Source organism: Pantoea sp. BL1, assembly GCF_000963985.1.
GTDB classification, from domain to species: Bacteria; Pseudomonadota; Gammaproteobacteria; order Enterobacterales; family Enterobacteriaceae; genus Pantoea; species Pantoea rwandensis_B.
This window is the reverse complement of record NZ_JZRH01000018.1, coordinates 51,360-71,263: the sequence shown is the minus strand read 5'-3', so window position 1 is coordinate 71,263 and position 19,904 is coordinate 51,360. Positions and strand designations below refer to the sequence as shown.

Here is a 19,904-nt window from a genome sequence, read left to right as displayed (position 1 = left end):
CGGAAACAACAATGGATAAAGTATGAAGAACTGGAGAATGCTGATTCTTGGTGTAGCGATCACCGCTAACACTGCGTTCGCAGCCCCACAAGAGGTTGATAAAGTTGCTGCCGTCGTGAATAACGGCGTGGTACTGGAAAGTGACGTTGATAACATGATGCGCACCGTGAAATCACAGGCGCAGCAGGCTCATCAACAGTTACCTGATGACAAAACCTTGCGTCATCAGATCCTTGAGCGTCAGGTCATGGATGCCATCATTCTTCAGATGGGCGAGAAAGCCGGCTTGCAGGTCAGCGATCAGCAGTTAGATCAGGCCATTCAAAATATCGCCGCACAAAATAAGATGAGCATGGACCAGTTGCGTAGCCGCCTGGCCTATGACGGAATGAACTACAACGCTTACCGTGCGCAGATCCGTCAGGAAATGCTGATCTCTGAAGTGCGTAATAACGAAGTGCGCCGCCGTGTCACCATCCTGCCGCAGGAAGTGGATGCGCTGGCAACGCAGATTGGTTCTCAGAACACTCAGGGTACCGAACTGAACGTGAGCCAGATCTTGCTGCCGCTGTCAGAAAATCCAACGCAACAGCAGGTTGACGATCAGGAAGCGCTGGCGCGTCAATTAGTTGGTCAACTGAAAAGCGGTGCCGATTTCGGCAAAATGGCAGTGACTTACTCTGCCGATCCGCAAGCGCTGAAAGGCGGCAACATGGGTTGGGCAAAGATTGAAGAGCTGCCTACCCTGTTCTCGCAAGCGTTGAGCACCGCGAAGAAGGGTGACATTGTCGGCCCAATCCGCTCTGGCGTTGGCTTCCACATTCTGAAAGTGAACGACCTGCGCGGTGAGAGCAAAAACATCTCTGTCACCGAAGTGCATGCGCGTCACATTCTGCTGAAGCCTTCTCCGATCCTCACTGACGCGCAGGCGCAAGCGAAGATCGAGCAAATTGCTGCAGATATCAAAAGTGGTAAAACCACCTTTGCCGCCGCAGCAAAACAGTTCTCTGAGGATCCGGGTTCAGCCAATCAGGGCGGCGATCTCGGCTGGGCAACCCCGGAAATCTACGATCCGGCCTTCCGTGATGCGCTGCTGAAGCTGCAAAAAGGCCAGGTCAGCGAGCCGGTACACTCATCTTTCGGCTGGCATTTGATTCAGTTACTGGATACCCGCCAGGTTGATAAAACCGATGCGGCGCAGAAAGAGCGTGCTTATCGTGTGCTGTTCAACCGTAAATTTGCCGAAGAAGCACAAACCTGGATGCAGGAACAACGCGCCAGTGCTTACGTGAAGATTCTGGACAGCAATGGTCAGTAATTATCGTGTGGTGATCACCCCCGGCGAACCCGCCGGGATTGGTCCTGATATTACCGTTCAACTGGCTCAGCTCGACTGGCCAGTTGAACTGGTGGTCTGTGCCGATGGCCATGTGCTGCGTCAGCGCGCCCAGCAACTGGGCTTACCGCTGACGCTGCGCGATTACCAACCGGGTGTTGCGGCACAAGCACAGCAGGCCGGTACGTTAACGCTGCTGCAGGTTGATACTGCTCAGCCGGTCACGCCTGGTGAATTAACCGTCGCGAATGGGCATTACGTATTGGAAACGCTGGCGCGTGTCTGCGATGGTTGCCTCAACGGTGAATTTGCCGCATTGATTACCGGACCGGTACACAAAGGCGTTATCAATGACGCCGGCATTCCGTTTACCGGTCATACCGAATTTTTCGCCGAACGCGCGGGTGGCGATCGCGTCGTGATGATGCTGGCCACCGAAGAGCTGCGTGTCGCCCTCGCGACCACGCATTTGCCGTTGAAAGATGTCGCTGACGCCATTACTCGCGACTGTCTGCATGAGGTCATTACGATTCTGCATCAGGATTTACAGCAGAAATTTGGTTTACCGCATCCCCATATCTTCGTCTGCGGCCTGAACCCGCATGCGGGCGAAAGCGGCCATATGGGCCGTGAAGAAATTGATACTATTATTCCGGCACTCGACGAACTGCGTCAGCAAGGTATTCAGCTCACCGGCCCATTACCGGCTGATACGCTTTTCCAGCCGAAGTACCTACAGCATGCTGATGCGGTCCTGGCGATGTATCACGATCAGGGCTTACCAGTGCTAAAATTTCAGGGGTTTGGTCGCGCGGTGAATATCACCCTTGGCCTGCCCTTTATCCGGACTTCTGTCGACCATGGTACCGCGCTGGAATTAGCCGGTCAGGGCAAGGCGGAACCGGGCAGCTTTATCACGGCGCTTAATCTCGCCATCACTATGATCAAGAGCAGTAATGAATAATCGCGTCCATCAGGGGCATTTTGCCCGTAAACGTTTCGGGCAGAACTTCCTGAACGATCAGTACATTATCGACAGCATTGTCTCCGCTATTCACCCGCAGAAGGGAGAAGCGATTGTGGAGATTGGTCCCGGCCTTGGTGCCTTAACTGAACCGGTGGGCGAACGCCTCGATGAACTGACCGTTGTAGAGCTGGACCGCGATCTGGCTGCACGTTTGCAGACCCATCCGTTCCTCGGACCAAAGCTGACCATTTATCAGCAAGATGCCATGACTTTCGATTTCTCGGCGCTGGCGCAGGAGAAAGGTCAGCCACTGCGTGTCTTTGGCAACCTGCCGTACAATATTTCGACCCCGCTGATGTTCCACCTTTTCAGCTATACTGGTTCGATTAAAGACATGCACTTCATGCTGCAGAAAGAAGTGGTAAACCGTTTGGTTGCCGGACCAGGCAGTAAAGCCTATGGCCGCCTGAGCGTGATGGCGCAGTACTATTGCCAGGTGATTCCGGTGCTGGAAGTTCCACCCGAATCCTTTACGCCTGCGCCAAAAGTTGATTCCGCCGTGGTGCGTTTGATGCCTTACCCTGAGCCGCCTTATCCGGTGAGCGATATTCGCCTGCTGAGCCGCATCACCACTGAAGCCTTTGGTCAACGCCGTAAAACCCTGCGTAACAGCCTTGCACATATGTTTACTGCGGGTGCGTTGGATGAACTGAACATTGATGCCTCGCTGCGTGCTGAGAATGTCACCGTGGCGCAGTATTGCCAATTGGCGAACTGGCTGGGTAATCATCAGGCTGAAACCCCGGAGAAATAAGCGTATGAGTGAACTGGCCCGCGTCTGTATTCATGTATTGAGTCAATATGTGGAATCACAATCCTTGCCCGACGAGGATCGTTACGTGTTTGCCTACACCATCACCATACGTAATCTGGGACGAAATAGCGTTCAACTGCATAGCCGCTACTGGCTTATCACCAATGGCAACGGTCGTGAGACTGAAGTTCAGGGGGAAGGTGTGGTTGGCGAGCAACCGCACATTGCCGCTGGCGGTGAGTATCAGTACACCAGCGGTGCGATTCTGGAAACCCCAATGGGCACCATGCAAGGTCACTATGTGATGATCGACGATGAAGGTGAAGAATTTCACGTTGACATTCCGGTGTTCCGACTCGCCGTGCAAACCCACATACATTAATCCCCCTCCGCCCGGCCTGTCCGGGCGGCGCGTTTTGATCGGACTGACGTAATGAGTACATACCTGATTGGCGATATTCACGGCTGTTATGACGAGCTACGTGCGCTGCTGGCGCAGGTTGATTTCGATCCGCAGCAAGACGAGCTTTGGCTCACCGGCGACTTAGTGGCGCGTGGCCCGGGTTCGCTGGATGTACTGCGCTATGTGAAATCGCTGGGAGATTGCGTGCGACTGGTGCTCGGCAATCACGATCTGCATCTGCTGGCGGTTTATGCGGGCATCAGCCGTAACAAACCTAAAGATCGTCTGACGCCATTGTTAGAGGCGCACGACGCTGATGAACTGATCAACTGGTTACGTCGCCAGCCGCTGTTACAGGTAGATGAAGAGAAAAAGCTGTTGATGGCTCATGCGGGTATCACACCGCAGTGGGATCTCGACACGGCAAAACTCTGTGCGCGTGAAGTTGAAGCCGTGCTGGCCAGCGACACCTACCCGCTGTTCCTGGATGCAATGTACGGCGACATGCCGAATAACTGGACGCCGGAATTGAGCGGTTTGGCACGTCTGCGCTTCAGCACCAATGCTCTGACGCGTATGCGCTTCTGCTTCCCCAACGGTCAGCTGGATATGATCTGCAAAGAAGCCCCCAACTCTGCGCCACCGCCATTGAAACCCTGGTTCCTCGTTCCGGCCAAAATCGACCGCGACTATACGCAGGTGTTTGGCCACTGGGCTTCGCTGGAAGGTAAAGGGACACCTGAACACATAATCGGACTGGATACCGGTTGCTGCTGGGGCGGAACGCTAACGCTGCTGCACTGGGAATCACAACGCTATTATGTGCAGGCCTCCAACCGCGAAAAGGCGATGGCAGAGAGTGCCGCCAGCGCACATCCGCCATTGAGCGACATGCATTAATAAATGCCCCGGCCAATTAACCATTGCCGCAGATCATAAACAAAAAGCCCCGCAAATTGAGCGGGGCTTTTTTTCTTTCGCCATAATCGATGGTGCTGAGATTTCCCGGTCGCCGAAATGGCGACACTACGACGATATGGCACAGTCTTCGTCAGGGGCGCATTGACGCGCACCGGGATAAACATCAACGGCGATCTAAAATCTCAAAGCAGTAGCTGTGCGAGTTTTGTGCATCGGCGTCATGAAACTCGCTAAAGGTCGATTGCCACTCATCCGGCTCGTAATCCGGGAATTGGGTGTCACCTTCGACTTCGGCATCAATGTGTGTGAGATACAAACGATCGGCACGCGCCAGCATCTGTTCGTAAATGCGACCGCCACCGATCACCATGACCTCTTCCACGTCTCCCGCCGCTTTCACTGCTTCGTCCAGTGAAGTCACCCAGGTCACGCCGTCATGGGTGCCAGGCTGGCTGCTCACCACAATATTCAAACGTCCCGGTAGCGGGCGGCCGATTGATTCAAAGGTCAGACGCCCCATAATCACCGGCTTATTCAGCGTATTACGTTTGAACCACGCCAAATCAGCAGGCAGGTTCCATGGCATGGCGTTTTCCATACCAATAATGCGATCGGCTGCCAGTGCTGCGATCAGACTAATCATGTTAAAAGACCTACAGGAAAAAAATTGGCGCCATCATACGTAAAGGCGAAAGTTTCGTCGATAGGCCGCCCCCGCTATTTGCGTAAAGCTCCTTTGCGACCGCATTTTTGTTATTGGACAGAGTTTTACACCGACTTTCCCACCATACATGGAAATAGACGCCAGATTAGTCCAGCTGAACGCTACAACTCAGGGCGAAATGAGGCTTTGACGTGATGGAGTGTAAAGAAAACCGCACTGTCTGCGACAAAGAAAAACGGCTCCCGCATGAGCCGTTGTCACTTCGATTAGAAATCGTAGCGCAGACGCACCAGGTTCATGTTACCCAGTGATTTGTCGGTGCTTGAGGTGATCACGTATTCGTAGTCCACCTGGAAGCCGTAATCCAGTTTAGTGCTGATACCGACACCATTGTCGATACGTTTGTAGTTACGTCCATTGACGAACTCCAGACGGTCGCCCATGAAGTATGGCTGGATCGATTTAACCGCATACTGATCGATAGCGAATTTGTAGCCCGCGAAGTATTCAACGCCCCACGCATCATCTGCGAAGTAGTTGTTTACGGTGTTCTTCTTGGTCGGTGAGAAGTTCTGATACCAACCCGCACCGGCAGACAGCGTCCAGTTATCCGGGGTCCAGCTCAGCGCGGTACCATAGATGTTCTGGTCATAGTCTTTGCTTTCACCGTTGCCTGGGTTATGGATATCTGCACGGGTGTAGTTCCATGCCGTGCCCCATGCCAGATCTTTGGTGATGTGATAGTTCACGCCCAGTGAGCCGCCGCCTTTACGCTTGTAACGCAGGCCATTACCCGGCAGGTAGTCGTTATCTTCAAACAGGTATGAAGCATAAACATCGACGTCGCCGAAGGTGTTTTTGTACTTCAGCATCTTACGTGAACGGTATGAACCGTCGTAATCGCCGTTGATACCATTGCCCGGTGCCTGAGCCAGCATGTCGTAGTCCCAGATATCGGTCTTCGCGCCAACCACATCATAGTAAACGCTGTTCTGCTGACCAAAGGTCAACTGACCCCAGGTTTTGCTTTTCAGACCGGTATACAGCTGGCGGCGCGTGGTGTTGTTCTGGCCATCGGCATAGTGGTGATCCCAACCCCACCAGGCCGGGAAGTTCACGCCCAGCTCGTAGTAGCTGACCCAGCTGATGTCATCAAACAGGTAGTAATCAGCGGAGAAACGGAAACGTGAACCGCCATCGTAGCCGTTACGTTTATACGATTGGTCACTGACACCAGCCTGATGCTGGAACTGAGGACGAATACTGCCGCCGACTTTGAAATCAAGACGACTAAGTGGATCGCCCGCCTGCGGATCCTGCTTCAGCAGGGTAATTTCCGCCTGGCTGGCGAGAGGCGCAGCAACTAATAACGCAGCCACTGCGCTGAGGGTGAAAGCACGCATTTTCATTTTTTATATCCCAGTTAAGGTGAGCGCTCTATTGATGAGCGCTCAAGATAGTACGGTGCGCTTACCGGGATCGTATTTATAAATTTGTGCGGATAATCCGAGGTGTAACCGTTATCGCATCAACTGATAAAAACTATGTCAAATCAATAGATTTTTCACACATAACCTTATTCAACCAATGATAAACAGGCGAAAAAAAACGGCTCCCGAGGAGCCGTTTTCAGTCGGTCAACTTATTGATTAACCTTTGATTTGCGCATGCATTTCCTGCACTGAAATCACTTTCTCAGTCGGGTCGGCATTCAACGCCATCGCCGTAGCAAATCCACCGTTCAGCGTGGTGTCATAATGCACTTTATATTGCAGCGCACTGCGGCGAATCAGTTTGGAATCTTCAATCGCCTGACGACCCGCGGTGGTATTGACGATGTAGGTGTACTCACCATTCTTCAGACGGTCCTGAATGTGTGGACGACCTTCATGCACCTTGTTAACCAGACGTGGGTTGATACCGGCTTCACCCAGCACCACAGCGGTACCGTGTGTAGCATCTAACTCGAAGCCAAACTTCTGCAGCTTCGCCGCCAGGTCGACGATACGTTTCTTATCGCCTTCGCGCACTGACAGTAACGCACGACCGGTTTTCTTCATGTTGCTCTGCGCACCCAGCATCGCTTTGGCAAACGCCTCAGCGAAGGTACGGCCGACACCCATCACTTCACCGGTAGAACGCATCTCTGGGCCAAGAATCGGGTCAACACCCGGGAACTTGTTGAACGGCAGCACCACTTCTTTCACCGAATAATACGGTGGAATGATTTCTTTCGTGACGCCCTGCTCAGCCAGGGTTTTCCCTGCCATCACGCGTGCAGCCACTTTCGCTAAAGGTACGCCGGTCGCTTTAGACACGAATGGCACGGTACGCGCCGCACGTGGGTTCACCTCAATCAGGTAGACCTCATTGTCCTTCACCGCGAACTGCACGTTCATCAAACCGCGCACGTTCAGCTCGAAGGCCAATTTCTCAACCTGCTGACGCATTACGTTCTGGATTTCAGTGCTCAGCGTGTAAGCCGGCAATGAACATGCGGAGTCACCGGAGTGGACACCAGCTTGTTCGATGTGCTCCATGATGCCGCCAATCAGTACGCGCTCACCGTCGCAAATGGCGTCAACGTCGACTTCCACAGCATCATCCAGGAAGCGGTCCAGCAGTACAGGTGCATCGTTGGAAACAGAAACCGCGGTCTGGAAGTAACGCTTCAGGTCGATTTCGTCATAAACGATTTCCATCGCACGGCCGCCCAGTACATAAGAAGGACGTACTACCAACGGATAACCGATACCTGCGGCTTTCTCAACAGCTTGCTCCAGCGTAGCCACGGTGGCGTTAGCCGGTTGCTTCAGGCTCAGGCGATCAACCGCCTGCTGGAAACGCTCACGGTCTTCAGCACGGTCAATCGCATCTGGGCTGGTACCAATCACGGGCACGCCTGCCGCTTCCAGCGCACGAGCCAGCTTCAGCGGGGTTTGGCCGCCGTACTGCACGATGACGCCTTTAGGCTTCTCGATGCGCACGATTTCCAGCACGTCTTCCAACGTCACCGGTTCAAAGTACAAGCGGTCAGAGGTGTCGTAGTCGGTTGAAACGGTTTCTGGGTTACAGTTCACCATAATGGTTTCGTAACCGTCTTCGCGCAGCGCCAGCGCCGCATGCACGCAGCAGTAATCGAACTCGATACCCTGACCGATACGGTTTGGACCACCGCCCAAAATCATGATTTTGTCACGATCCTGGTTTGGATTCGCTTCGCACTCTTCTTCATAAGTGGAGTACATATAAGCGGTATCGGTGGAGAATTCAGCCGCACAGGTGTCTACGCGTTTGTAGACTGGGTGCAGGTTGAACTGCTGACGCAGTTTGCGAATTTCGCTCTCCGCCACGCCCGCCAGGTTTGCCAGACGCACGTCAGCAAAGCCTTTGCGCTTCAGTGCACGCAGGAAATCGGCGTTCAGTGAGTTAACACCTTCACGCGCAACCTGCTCTTCCAGGCGCACCAGCTCTTCGATTTGCACCAGGAACCAGCGGTCAATGTTGGTCAGGTTGAACACGCCATCCACCGACATACCGGCACGGAACGCATCGGCGATGTACCAGATACGGTCAGAACCGGCATCTTTCAGCTCACGGCGGATGCGGGTCAGCGCTTCGGCATCATCCAGATCCACTTTCGGGTCGAAGCCGTTTGCACCGACTTCCAGACCGCGCAGCGCTTTCTGCATTGATTCCTGGAAGGTGCGGCCAATTGCCATCACTTCACCCACAGATTTCATCTGCGTGGTCAGGCGGTCATTGGCGCCAGCGAACTTCTCGAAGTTGAAGCGAGGAATCTTGGTCACAACGTAGTCGATTGACGGCTCAAACGACGCCGGCGTACGACCGCCGGTGATGTCATTCATCAGCTCATCAAGGGTGAAGCCCACCGCCAGTTTCGCGGCGACTTTTGCAATCGGGAAACCGGTGGCTTTGGAGGCCAGCGCTGACGAGCGCGACACACGCGGGTTCATCTCGATAACAACCAGACGACCATCTTTCGGATTGACTGAGAACTGGACGTTAGAACCGCCGGTTTCAACACCGATTTCACGCAGTACCGCCAGCGAGGCGTTACGCATGATTTGGTATTCTTTATCCGTCAGGGTTTGCGCCGGTGCCACGGTGATCGAGTCACCGGTGTGGATACCCATCGCATCGAAGTTTTCGATTGAGCAGACGATGATGCAGTTGTCGTTTTTATCACGCACCACTTCCATCTCGTACTCTTTCCAGCCAATCAGCGACTCATCAATCAGCAGCTCATTGGTAGGGGAAAGATCCAGGCCACGCTCGCAAATCTCTTCGAACTCTTCGCGGTTGTAAGCGATACCGCCACCGGTGCCGCCCATGGTGAAGGAAGGACGAATGATGCACGGGAAGCCCACATCTTCAGCCACGGCCAGTGCTTCTTCCATGGTATGCGCGATACCCGAACGAGCCGTGCCAAGACCGATACTTTTCATCGCTACATCAAAGCGGCGGCGGTCTTCGGCTTTATCGATGGCATCTGCGGTCGCACCAATCATGGTGACACCGAACTCGGCCAGTACACCCTGACGTTCCAGTTCCAGCGCGCAGTTCAGCGCTGTCTGGCCGCCCATGGTCGGCAGAACCGCATCCGGGCGCTCTTTTTCGATGATCTTACGCACCACTTCCCAGTGAATCGGCTCGATATAGGTCGCATCGGCCATTTCCGGGTCGGTCATAATGGTAGCCGGGTTGGAGTTCACCAGAATGACGCGGTAACCCTCTTCACGCAGCGCTTTACACGCCTGTGCACCGGAGTAGTCAAATTCACATGCCTGGCCGATAACGATCGGGCCAGCGCCAAGGATCAGGATGGATTTTATGTCTGTACGTTTTGGCATCGTGGGCTCCTGATTACTTCGCGTTAGAACGGTAAGCTTCGATCAGTTCGATAAAGTGATCGAACAGCGGCGCCGCATCGTGCGGGCCTGGGCTCGCTTCAGGGTGTCCCTGGAAGCTGAAGGCCGGTTTATCTGTGCGGTGAATACCTTGTACCGTCTGGTCGAACAGCGACACATGCGTGACACGCAGATTCGCTGGCAACTGGCTGTCATCAACCGCAAAACCGTGGTTCTGCGCGGTAATCATCACCACATTGTTGTCGAGATCTTTGACCGGATGGTTGCCGCCGTGGTGGCCGAGTTTCATCTTGATGGTTTTCGCACCGCTTGCCAGTGCCAGCAGCTGATGGCCAAGGCAGATACCGAACACCGGAATATCGGTTTTCAGGAACGCCTGAATTGCATTGATGGCGTAGTCACACGGCTCCGGGTCACCAGGACCGTTCGACAGGAAGATGCCATCTGGATTCAGTGCCAGCACCTCTTCTGCGCTGGTTTTGGCCGGGACAACCGTCAAGCGGCAGCCACGATCCACGAGCATACGCAGGATGTTGCGCTTAGCGCCGAAGTCGTAGGCGACAACGTGGAACGGCAGCTCTGCAGCCGTTTTCTGCTCAGGCAAATCCCCTTCCAGGGTCCAGCTACCCTGCTGCCACGCGTAAGTTTCTGCAGTGGTCACTTCTTTTGCCAGATCCATTCCTTTCAAGCCCGGGAACGCCTGCGCCTTTTGCAGCGCCAGTGCCGCATCTGGATTATCACCCGCAATAATGCAGCCGCTCTGTGCGCCCTTCTCACGCAGCAAACGCGTCAGTTTGCGCGTATCAATGTCGGCGATACCGACAATGTTATTGCGCTGCAAGTAAGCTGAGAGGCTTTCTTCACTGCGGAAATTGCTGGTGATTAGCGGCAGGTCGCGAATAACGAGGCCTTGAGCATGGATTTGGCTGGATTCTTCATCGGCGGCATTAACGCCAACATTGCCGATATGGGGATAAGTGAGGGTAACGATTTGGCGGGAATAGGAAGGATCAGTGAGGATTTCTTGATAACCAGTCATTGACGTGTTGAAAACGACTTCCCCCACTGCCGACCCCGTTGCCCCGATGGCCCGACCGTGGAATTGGGTTCCGTCTTCCAGAACCAAGAGCGCTGACTTAATCAAAACATCCTCCAGGGAATAAACAGTCACAATATTTGCATATTAATTCAAAATACATGCCCGAATCAATGCAAAATCCGCCTGAATGCTCGAATTTTGGCAAATTGCGCGCATTCTAATGATCGACCTTCAGCTTGTCTACCCTGAGCGGCTATTTTTTTGTATTTTTAAGGCTGTTGAATGTTAAAAAGCGAGAAAGGCGATAAAAGAGTGAGATAAGTGAGGAAAATAAACGGTTGCCAAGCGGCAATAATCGCAAACACGTGCTACCACGCATAAATTTTTGACCAAATGGTCAAAAATCGCATCTTACTGACTTCTTAATAGACATAAAACTTGTAAAATGCCAATCACAAGACAAAACAACAACCAAGCCATCATTTTAACAAGTAAAATAAAGGGCAATGATCACATTGCCCTATTCAATCATCATCTTACCGATTGAAATAACCACATCACGATGGTTCACAACACTCACAACATCGATAAATCCAGCACATCTCGCATATCATAGAGGCCAGATTTCTTGTTCTTCAACCAACTTGCCGCCTTAACTGCGCCATTAGCGAAGGTCATGCGGCTGGAAGCCTTATGGGTAATCTCTACACGCTCGCCAATATCAGCAAACATCGCGGTATGCTCACCGACAATATCACCCGCGCGCACGGTCGCGAAACCGATGGTCTGTGCTTTACGCTCGCCAGTATGGCCTTCGCGGGCGTAGACCGCGTGCTCATCTAAATTCCAGTTCATCGCATCGGCAATGGCTTCGCCCATCGCTAACGCTGTACCTGATGGTGCATCAACTTTATGACGGTGATGCGCTTCCACGATTTCAATATCAGCATATTCACCCATCACTTTGGCCGCTTGCTGCAGCAGATTCAGCACCAGGTTCACTCCAACACTAAAGTTCGCGGCAAACACAATGCCAATTTCTTCCGCAGCAGCGCGAATCGCTTCTTTGCCCGCTTCATCGAAACCCGTGGTGCCGATCACCATCGCTTTTTGATGCTCACGGCAGAACGCCAGATATTCCAGCGTGCCTTCCGGGCGAGTAAAGTCGATTAGCACATCAAAATCATTGACGACTTTCAGCAAATCATCGGTAACGGTAATACCGGTTTTACCGATACCAGCCAGTTCACCTGCGTCAGCGCCCAGCAGTGAGGAACCGCTGCGTGCCAGTGCTGCGCCTAACGCGACACCTTCCGCTTGCTGCACGGCCTGAATTAAATTGCGTCCCATGCGGCCCGGCGCACCAACGATAGCAATGCGGATATCACTCATAATTATTCATTCCTGATACAAATCTATGCATGCAAAGCGTAAACAGGTTAACGGTCAGATAACAGTCACGCCACAATAAAAAAGGGATAATAAGAATTTTATGCCAGCCGCCAAACATTATCAGTAAAAGCAATCCCACCTGCTGGAAGTGGTCTTTTTGGCGACGACAGATAAAGAAAAGGCCGAACGATGTCGGCCTGATTCTGTTTCGGTAGCAAACGCTTACTGGACGTTGCGCACTTCGACACGCAACTCTTTCGGCACTTCAAACACAATGTTCTCTTCGCGGCCAATCAGCTCAATCGCGGCTTCACCGCCATACTCTTTCAAGCGCTGAATCACCTGCTGCACCAGAATATCCGGTGCCGAGGCGCCCGCCGTCACACCGATGATCTGCTTGCCTTTAACCCACTCTTCCTGAATGTCATCCGCTGAATCGATCAGCTTCGCCAGTTTCCCCGCACGCTGTGCCAGTTCGGCCAGACGGTTGGAGTTAGAGGAGTTTTTCGAGCCAACCACCAGCACCACTTCCGCATCACGCGCCAGAACACGCACGGCTTCCTGGCGGTTAGTGGTGGCGTAACAGATATCATCTTTGCGTGGGCCAATAATTGCCGGGAAGCGCTGACGCAGTGCATCAATCACATCTGACGTATCATCAACCGATAAAGTTGTTTGCGTCATGAAGCACAGATTGCCTTCGTCCTTAACGCTCAGCTTGAACACATCTTCCGGCGACTCCACCAAATACATGCCACCGTTGGGGTTGTTGTACTGCCCCATGGTGCCTTCCACTTCAGGGTGGCCGGCATGACCAATCAAAATGGCTTCCACACCTTTACGGCTGGCGCGCGCCACTTCCATATGCACCTTGGTCACCAGCGGGCAAGTGGCGTCAAACAGCATAGTGAGATTGCGCGCCTTCGCTTCCGCCCGCACCGCCTGAGAAACGCCGTGAGCGGAGAAGATCAGGATGGCATCGTCCGGCACTTCGCTGATCTCTTCAATGAAGATCGCTCCCCGATCGCGCAAGCTACTTACCACGTAGCGGTTATGTACCACTTCGTGACGCACATAGATCGGTGCACCGTACATCTCCAGCGCGCGCTCCACAATACTGATGGCGCGATCCACGCCTGCACAGAAACCGCGAGGGTTAGCTAACAGGATTTGCATCGCTGGCCTCCAGCACCGGGTCAATCTCCAGCACTTCAATTTCAAACTGAATGCGCTGGCCGGCCAACGGATGGTTAAAATCAACGGTGATAGAGTCACCGGAAATTTCACGGATCACACCCGGCATCTCGCTGCCACCTCTGCCGCTGAACAGCATGATGGAACCGACTTCAGGTTCGCCAGCATCTTTAAAGTCACGGCGCGAAAAGTACTGAACCAGGTCCGGACTGGTACCACCAAAGGCATCTTCCGGTGCCAGCGTAAAGGCATGCTTATCGCCGACTTTACGTCCTAACAGTTCCTGTTCCAATGCACCCGACAAGCTGCCATCTCCCAGACGGAACAGCGCTGGTTTGCCGTTGGCGCGTGTGGATTCCGCTGTTGAGCCATCTTCCAGCTTCAGCGTGAAATGCACCAGCAACGCGCTATCGCGCTGTACGGACTCAGTCATTTGTTACCCTTTCTCTTTGACCTGTTTGTCTTTCGGCGTGAGGAATCCTTCCAGCACCACCAAGGCCGCACCAATACAGATGCCGCAGTCAGCGATGTTGAAGGTGGCAAAATGCCAGTCACCAACGTAGAAGTCGATGAAATCCACCACGAAGCCGTGATATGCACGGTCAAACAGGTTACCCAACGCCCCGCCGATAATCAGCGCGTAGGCAATATTGGTTAATTTGTTACTTGCACGGTTGCGATACATCATCACCACCAGCGCGACCACAATCGCAATCGCGATGCCGGCAAAGAACCAACGCTGCCAGCCACCTTTATCCGCCAGGAAGCTGAACGCCGCGCCATAGTTGTGCGCGTAGAACAGATTCAGGAACGGTATCAGCGGCTGTGTTTCATGCAGCATCATGTTGTTCATGATCCACTGCTTGCTGGCGAAATCGACCACGATCACCACCAGCACCAGCCACAACCAGCGCAATCCGGTAGAGCAGAGTTTACTCATCAGGCAAATTTCCGCACTTCACCGTTGCCGGCTACGTTGGTGTAACAACGTCCACAGACCGCAGCATGCTCCGGATTCTGGCCAACGTCAGTAGTGTAATGCCAGCAACGCGGACATTTCTCGCCTTCTGCTTTATGCAGTGCGATTTTCAGACCTTTCAGTACTTCGCTCTGCTGCGCTTCATCGCTGGCAGCGGCGTAATCCGCCACCGTTGCGCCGGAAGTCAGCAAGACAAAACGCAACTCATCGCCCAGCGCCTGCAGTTTAGCGGCCAGTTCAGCATCCGCGTAAAGCGTTACTGTGGCTTCCAGTGCGCCACCGATACGTTTATCGCTGCGCGCTTGCTCGATCACTTTGTTGACTTCGCCGCGCACTTTCAGCAGCTCATCCCAGTAGGCGTCGTTCAGTGCTTCGTTATCCGCCAGACCAAACAGGCCTTCATACCACTCTTCAGTGAATACGTATTTAGCACGTTCACCCGGCAGGTAGCCCCAGATTTCATCAGCAGTGAAGGACATGATTGGCGCCATCCAGCGCACCAGCGCTTCAACGATGTGCCACAGCGCGGTCTGGCAACTGCGACGCGCGAGGCTGTCACCTTTCGCGGTGTACTGACGATCTTTGATCACATCAAGATAGAACGAGCCCATTTCGATGGAGCAGAAGTGCATCAGACGCTGCACCACTTCATGGAAATCGTAGTTCTCGTATGACTGGACGATGTCTTGCTGTGCAGCCAGCGCACGGCCAACCGCCCAGCGATCGACCACCACCATCTCTTCGGGTTTCACGCAATCGGTCGCCGGGTTGAAGCCCGCGAGGTTTGCCAGCAGGAAGCGCGCGGTGTTACGGATACGGCGATAACTGTCAGCGGCACGCTTCAGGATCTCATCGGACACCGCCATTTCACCGGAGTAATCGGTTGAGGCGACCCACAGACGCAAGATATCCGCGCCCAGTTTGTCCATCACATCCTGCGGAGCCACGGTATTGCCGATGGATTTCGACATCTTGCGGCCCTGACCGTCCACGGTGAAACCGTGCGTCAGTACCTGACGATAAGGCGCTTTGCCTTTCATCGCCGTCGAGATCATCAGCGAAGACATGAACCAGCCACGATGCTGATCTGAACCTTCCAGATACATATCCGGCGCATGGCCGCCAAATTCTGGGCGCGCATCGACCACGGAGTAGCTGGTTGAGCCTGAATCGAACCACACATCCAGCGTATCCGGTACTTTGACATAGTGATCAGCGTCGTCGCCCATCAGATCGCGCGGATCGAGATCCCACCATGCCTGAATGCCATCCTGCTCTACGCACTTCGCGACTTTTTCCATCAGCTCCAGCGTATCCGGATGCAGCTGCTCGGTCTCTTTGTGCACGAACAGCGCCATCGGCACGCCCCAGGTACGCTGACGTGAGATACACCAGTCTGGACGGTTCGCCACCATCGCTTCGATACGCGCCTGGCCCCAATCCGGGATCCATTGCACGCCTTTAATCTCTTTCAGCGACTGCGCACGCAGGCCTTTCTGATCCATGCTGATGAACCACTGAGGGGTAGCACGGAAGATGATCGGGGTTTTGTGGCGCCAGCAGTGCGGATAGCTATGCAGCAGTTTTTCAACGTGCAGCAGTGCGCCTTTCTCTTTCAGCAGCTCAACGATCATGTCGTTGGCTTTAAACACGTTTACGCCGTCCAGCGTTGGATAGGTGCCTGGCAGGTACGCGCCATCTGGACCGACAGGGTTAGCGGTTTCCAGACCGTATTTCTGGCCGATCACATAGTCATCCGGGCCGTGTCCAGGTGCGGTATGCACTGCACCGGTACCCGCTTCCAGCGTAACGTGCTCGCCCAATACGACTTTCGACTGGATCTGCTCAAGGAACGGGTGCTGGAACAGCTGCAACTCAAGTGCTGAACCGTTGCATTCGCCCAGGACCGTCCACTCAGCGATGCCCGCGCGCTTCATCACGCTCTCAACCATCTCTTTGGCGAGGATCAAGCTGCGGCCTTCAATCTGCAGCAACTGGTATTCGAACTCAGGATGCAGGGAGATACCGCGGTTAGCAGGCATGGTCCACGGGGTGGTGGTCCAGATCACCAGAGAAACCGGGCCTTCAGAGGCTGCAACGCCAAACTTAGCGCGTACCGCATCAGCATCAACGGCGTTAAACATCACGTCGATAGAAGGGGAGGTTTTGTCGTAGTACTCCACTTCCGCTTCAGCCAGTGCTGAACGGCAATCCATGCACCAGTGCACCGGTTTGGCGCCTTTATGCAGGTGGCCGTTGCCAATAATTTTACTCAGCGCACGAATGATGTTGGCTTCAGTTTTGAAGTCCATAGTCAGGTACGGACGATCCCAGTCACCCAGTACGCCCAAACGGATAAAGTCTTTCTTCTGGCCTTCAACCTGCTCAGCAGCATAGTTACGGCAGGCGGCACGGAATTCCGCAGCGGAGACTTTCTCGCCCGGTTTACCGATCATCTGCTCAACTTTGTGCTCAATCGGCAAGCCGTGGCAGTCCCAACCGGGTACATATGGCGAGTCGTATCCCGCCATGCCTTTCGACTTAACGATAATGTCTTTCAGAATCTTGTTAACGGAGTGACCAATATGAATGCTGCCGTTCGCGTACGGAGGGCCATCATGCAAAATAAAGGTTTTTTTCCCTTTTTTGGCTTCGCGGATGATGCCGTACAGGTTGTCATCAGTCCAACGTTGCAGCATTCCCGGTTCGCGTTTGGCCAGATCGCCACGCATCGGGAACCCCGTTTCCGGCAAATTCAGGGTAGATTTATAGTCACTCATCAGATTCTCGGTTCCGTATTTCGGTCATTAAGCCGGTGCGTTAAGCCCAAAAAATTGGCGGGCCGTCACCACATCTTTCGCAATTTGTTCTTTCAACGCGTCCAGCGAAGCGAAACGCTGTTCGTCGCGAATCTTTTGTTTCAGCACCACCTCAATGTGGTGGCCATAAAGATTCATATGTGTGTCAAGCAGGTGAACTTCAAGCTGCTGACGCAGACCTTTTACCGTCGGACGTGTGCCAATGTTGGCCACGCCAGCGATAGGCTTGTCGCCCAGGCCTAACACTTCTACCGCAAACACCCCTTTCACCGGCGTTACTGTGCGGCGTAATGGAATGTTAGCGGTGGGGAAACCAATGGTGCGCCCCAGTGCATCACCGTGCACGACGCGCCCTGAAATGCTGAATGGATGGCCCAGCAGCGCTTCCGCCTGCGCAAAATCATCCTGTGCCAGTGCCTGACGTACCGCCGTGCTGCTGATACGCGCACCGCCATCACAATAGGTCTGGGTGCTGATGACGTCGAAGCCATACTCGACACCGGCTTTCTGTAATAACAGGAAATCCCCCTGGCGACCAGCGCCAAAGCGGAAATCATCACCCACTGCGAGAAACTTCACGTTGAGTTTATCGACCAGCAGTTCAGCGATAAAACTTTGTGCGGAGTGTGCCGCAAAACGGCGATCAAAGCGGACGCAGAGCACCGCATCAACACCCGCCTGTTCGAGATACTTCAGCTTCTCGCGCAAACGCGTCAGGCGTGCCGGGGCTTTGTCACCGGCAAACAATTCAAGTGGTTGCGGTTCAAACAGCATCACCACCACCGGCAGATTGCGTTGACGTCCTTCAGCAATCAACTCCGCCATCAATGCCTGGTGGCCGCGATGTACGCCGTCAAAATTGCCAATGGTCAGGACGCAGCCGCGATGCTGCTCTTTCAGATTATAAATACCGCGGATAAACTTCATGGCTGACTCAAACCGGTGGAAATCGGCGGATTATACCCTTGAATGGCCTTCAGGTTAACCCGTCTGCGTGCCTTTCCTGCGTATGGTGCAGCTTAATGCGCACGCAACCCATTGCTCAGGCAGGTAATGAAGATTTTTAATGTGAAATACTGTATTCAGCGACGTGTTGCTGGTAGAATCCTGCGCCATCAATTACGTAATCAAGCGCCGTTGCTAAAACGACGCTTATTTGCACAAATCCATTGACAAAAGAAGGCGCAAAAGGCATAGTCCTCGGCCTTTGATTTGTCCATATAGATCACATTTGGGAGTTGGACCTTGGCTAATATCAAATCAGCTAAGAAACGCGCCGTAACATCTGAGAAACGTCGCAAGCATAACGCAAGCAACCGTTCAATGATGCGTACTTTCATCAAGAAAGTATACGCGGCTATCGCAACAGGCGACAAAGCTGCTGCGCAGAACGCATTCAACGAAATGCAACCAATCGTGGACCGTCAGGCTGCTAAAGGTCTGATCCACAAAAACAAAGCTGCACGCCATAAAGCAAACCTGGCTGCACAGATCACCAAACTGGCTTAATCGCCTGTTAGGTTATCGCTTTGTCGAAAGAACCGGCGCTTAGCCGGTTTTTTTATGCCTGCGATTTAGCATTAAAGAGTACGCTGAAATCACGATTGCAGATGCGCTGTACCGCCGGATGTTGAATCATGCGCTCGGCAAAGATCACGTGATACTCCTCCATGACCGCCTCCAGACGCCCTATTTCACGCATCGTATCATCGCGATAGATCTCCGCGCCATAGAGTGTCGGCGCGACAAAAATCGCATGGTTCTGCGCACCAAAGGCCTTCATCAAGGCCGCATCATCAAACTCGCCCAGAATATCCACCTGCAACCCCTGGCTGTGAATCCAGTTGAGCAACTTGCGGCCGAGCATCGAGCGACGTCCGGGAATGAGCAGGCGACGCTGCTCTAAACATGCCGGGAAAGGACGATCGGGCAGCGGTGCATTGCACCAGAAACTGATTGGGCACTCGCCGAGTTTCACTGAGAACAAACCTTCCTGCTGAGTGGAGTCGATTGGACAATCCGAGACAATCATGTCGAGCTTGTGCTGGCTCAGTTGCTCCAGCAACATCTCGTGCGTTGACTCGAAACAGCGCAGATGAATTTTCTCCTCCGACACCACGGCCGCTTCCAGCACTTTGCTCACCAGTGGTTTTGATAACGCATCCGCCACACCCACGTCGAACAACAGGTGCGACTCTTTGCGATAGTTAACGATATCCAGCATCTCCTGGCTGAGCATGAACATGCGATCGGCGTAGCGAAACACCAGTTGTCCGAGTTCATTAGGCACCAAACCACGCCCCTGGCGGCGAAACAGCGCGCCACCCAATTGCTCTTCCAGTGCTTTAATCTGCCCCGTTACCGTTTGCGGCGTCAGGCAGAGAACATCAGCGGCGCGCACCACGGAGCCAGTTTTACACACCTGCCAGAAATAATAGAGATGATTGAAATTGAGCTGATTCATCATAAAAAAAGGAGGCTTGC

General features: G+C 53.5%; 17 protein-coding genes. 6 read left to right on the top strand and 11 right to left on the bottom strand.

The window, feature by feature from the left end:
- The first annotated feature begins 22 nt into the window (after positions 1-22).
- Genes surA through apaH form a run of 5 tightly spaced genes read left to right on the top strand, consistent with a single transcriptional unit; the run spans position 23 to position 4,420 of the window.
- Complete coding sequence (surA, locus tag VH86_RS10625) at positions 23-1,318, top strand: peptidylprolyl isomerase SurA (protein WP_045816730.1); 1,296 nt, start codon at positions 23-25, stop codon at positions 1,316-1,318.
- Positions 1,308-2,300 (top strand): 4-hydroxythreonine-4-phosphate dehydrogenase PdxA, encoded by a 993-nt coding sequence (pdxA, locus tag VH86_RS10620; protein WP_045816729.1) that lies wholly within the window; start codon positions 1,308-1,310, stop codon positions 2,298-2,300. The genes surA and pdxA overlap by 11 nt, the downstream gene beginning before the upstream one ends.
- Complete coding sequence (gene rsmA, locus VH86_RS10615; protein WP_034826076.1) at positions 2,293-3,117, top strand: 16S rRNA (adenine(1518)-N(6)/adenine(1519)-N(6))-dimethyltransferase RsmA; 825 nt, start codon at positions 2,293-2,295, stop codon at positions 3,115-3,117. Before pdxA ends, rsmA begins: the two co-directional genes overlap by 8 nt.
- Before the next feature lie 4 nt (positions 3,118-3,121).
- Complete coding sequence (gene apaG / locus VH86_RS10610) at positions 3,122-3,499, top strand: Co2+/Mg2+ efflux protein ApaG (RefSeq protein ID WP_034826077.1); 378 nt, start codon at positions 3,122-3,124, stop codon at positions 3,497-3,499.
- 51 nt (positions 3,500-3,550) lie between these two features.
- Positions 3,551-4,420, top strand: a complete 870-nt coding sequence (apaH, locus tag VH86_RS10605; RefSeq protein WP_045832861.1) for a bis(5'-nucleosyl)-tetraphosphatase (symmetrical) ApaH — start codon at positions 3,551-3,553, stop codon at positions 4,418-4,420.
- Between the two features lie 184 nt (positions 4,421-4,604).
- Here the strand turns inward: apaH and folA are convergent, their stop codons facing one another.
- The 10 genes from folA to ribF form a co-directional block, all read right to left on the bottom strand.
- Positions 4,605-5,084: a type 3 dihydrofolate reductase gene (gene folA / locus VH86_RS10600; protein ID WP_038649129.1), complete on the bottom strand. Its 480-nt coding sequence runs from the start codon at positions 5,082-5,084 to the stop codon at positions 4,605-4,607.
- Between the two features lie 287 nt (positions 5,085-5,371).
- Positions 5,372-6,514: a porin gene (locus tag VH86_RS10595; protein WP_045832860.1), complete on the bottom strand. Its 1,143-nt coding sequence runs from the start codon at positions 6,512-6,514 to the stop codon at positions 5,372-5,374.
- A 240-nt stretch (positions 6,515-6,754) separates the two neighbouring features.
- The gene (gene carB / locus VH86_RS10590) at positions 6,755-9,979 is read right to left on the bottom strand and encodes a carbamoyl-phosphate synthase large subunit (protein ID WP_038649136.1); all 3,225 of its coding nucleotides are present in this window, start codon (positions 9,977-9,979) and stop codon (positions 6,755-6,757) included.
- Between the two features lie 13 nt (positions 9,980-9,992).
- Positions 9,993-11,141, bottom strand: coding sequence for a glutamine-hydrolyzing carbamoyl-phosphate synthase small subunit (carA, locus tag VH86_RS10585; RefSeq protein WP_034826093.1), 1,149 nt, complete (start codon positions 11,139-11,141; stop codon positions 9,993-9,995).
- 471 nt (positions 11,142-11,612) lie between these two features.
- Complete coding sequence (gene dapB, locus VH86_RS10580; RefSeq protein ID WP_045832859.1) at positions 11,613-12,428, bottom strand: 4-hydroxy-tetrahydrodipicolinate reductase; 816 nt, start codon at positions 12,426-12,428, stop codon at positions 11,613-11,615.
- A 222-nt stretch (positions 12,429-12,650) separates the two neighbouring features.
- Positions 12,651-13,604 carry a 4-hydroxy-3-methylbut-2-enyl diphosphate reductase gene (ispH, locus tag VH86_RS10575; protein ID WP_034826097.1) on the bottom strand — a complete coding sequence of 318 codons (954 nt, stop codon included), beginning with the start codon at positions 13,602-13,604 and terminating at the stop codon, positions 12,651-12,653.
- Complete coding sequence (gene fkpB / locus VH86_RS10570; protein WP_034826099.1) at positions 13,585-14,055, bottom strand: FKBP-type peptidyl-prolyl cis-trans isomerase; 471 nt, start codon at positions 14,053-14,055, stop codon at positions 13,585-13,587. The genes ispH and fkpB overlap by 20 nt, the downstream gene beginning before the upstream one ends.
- A 3-nt stretch (positions 14,056-14,058) precedes the next feature.
- Complete coding sequence (gene lspA / locus VH86_RS10565) at positions 14,059-14,562, bottom strand: signal peptidase II (protein WP_038649144.1); 504 nt, start codon at positions 14,560-14,562, stop codon at positions 14,059-14,061.
- Entirely contained in the window at positions 14,562-17,381 is a 2,820-nt protein-coding gene (gene ileS, locus VH86_RS10560) for an isoleucine--tRNA ligase (protein WP_045832858.1), read from the bottom strand. The genes lspA and ileS overlap by 1 nt, the downstream gene beginning before the upstream one ends.
- A gap of 27 nt (positions 17,382-17,408) precedes the next feature.
- On the bottom strand, positions 17,409-18,347 hold the full coding sequence (gene ribF, locus VH86_RS10555) for a bifunctional riboflavin kinase/FAD synthetase (protein WP_034826105.1): 939 nt from the start codon (positions 18,345-18,347) through the stop codon (positions 17,409-17,411).
- Positions 18,348-18,665: 318 nt separating this feature from the next.
- Here ribF and rpsT point away from each other — a divergent pair, with 318 nt between their 5' ends.
- Positions 18,666-18,929 (top strand): 30S ribosomal protein S20, encoded by a 264-nt coding sequence (gene rpsT / locus VH86_RS10550; RefSeq protein WP_034826107.1) that lies wholly within the window; start codon positions 18,666-18,668, stop codon positions 18,927-18,929.
- Between the two features lie 52 nt (positions 18,930-18,981).
- Here the strand turns inward: rpsT and nhaR are convergent, their stop codons facing one another.
- Positions 18,982-19,884 carry a transcriptional activator NhaR gene (nhaR, locus tag VH86_RS10545; protein WP_045832875.1) on the bottom strand — a complete coding sequence of 301 codons (903 nt, stop codon included), beginning with the start codon at positions 19,882-19,884 and terminating at the stop codon, positions 18,982-18,984.
- Between the last annotated feature and the right edge of the window lie 20 nt (positions 19,885-19,904).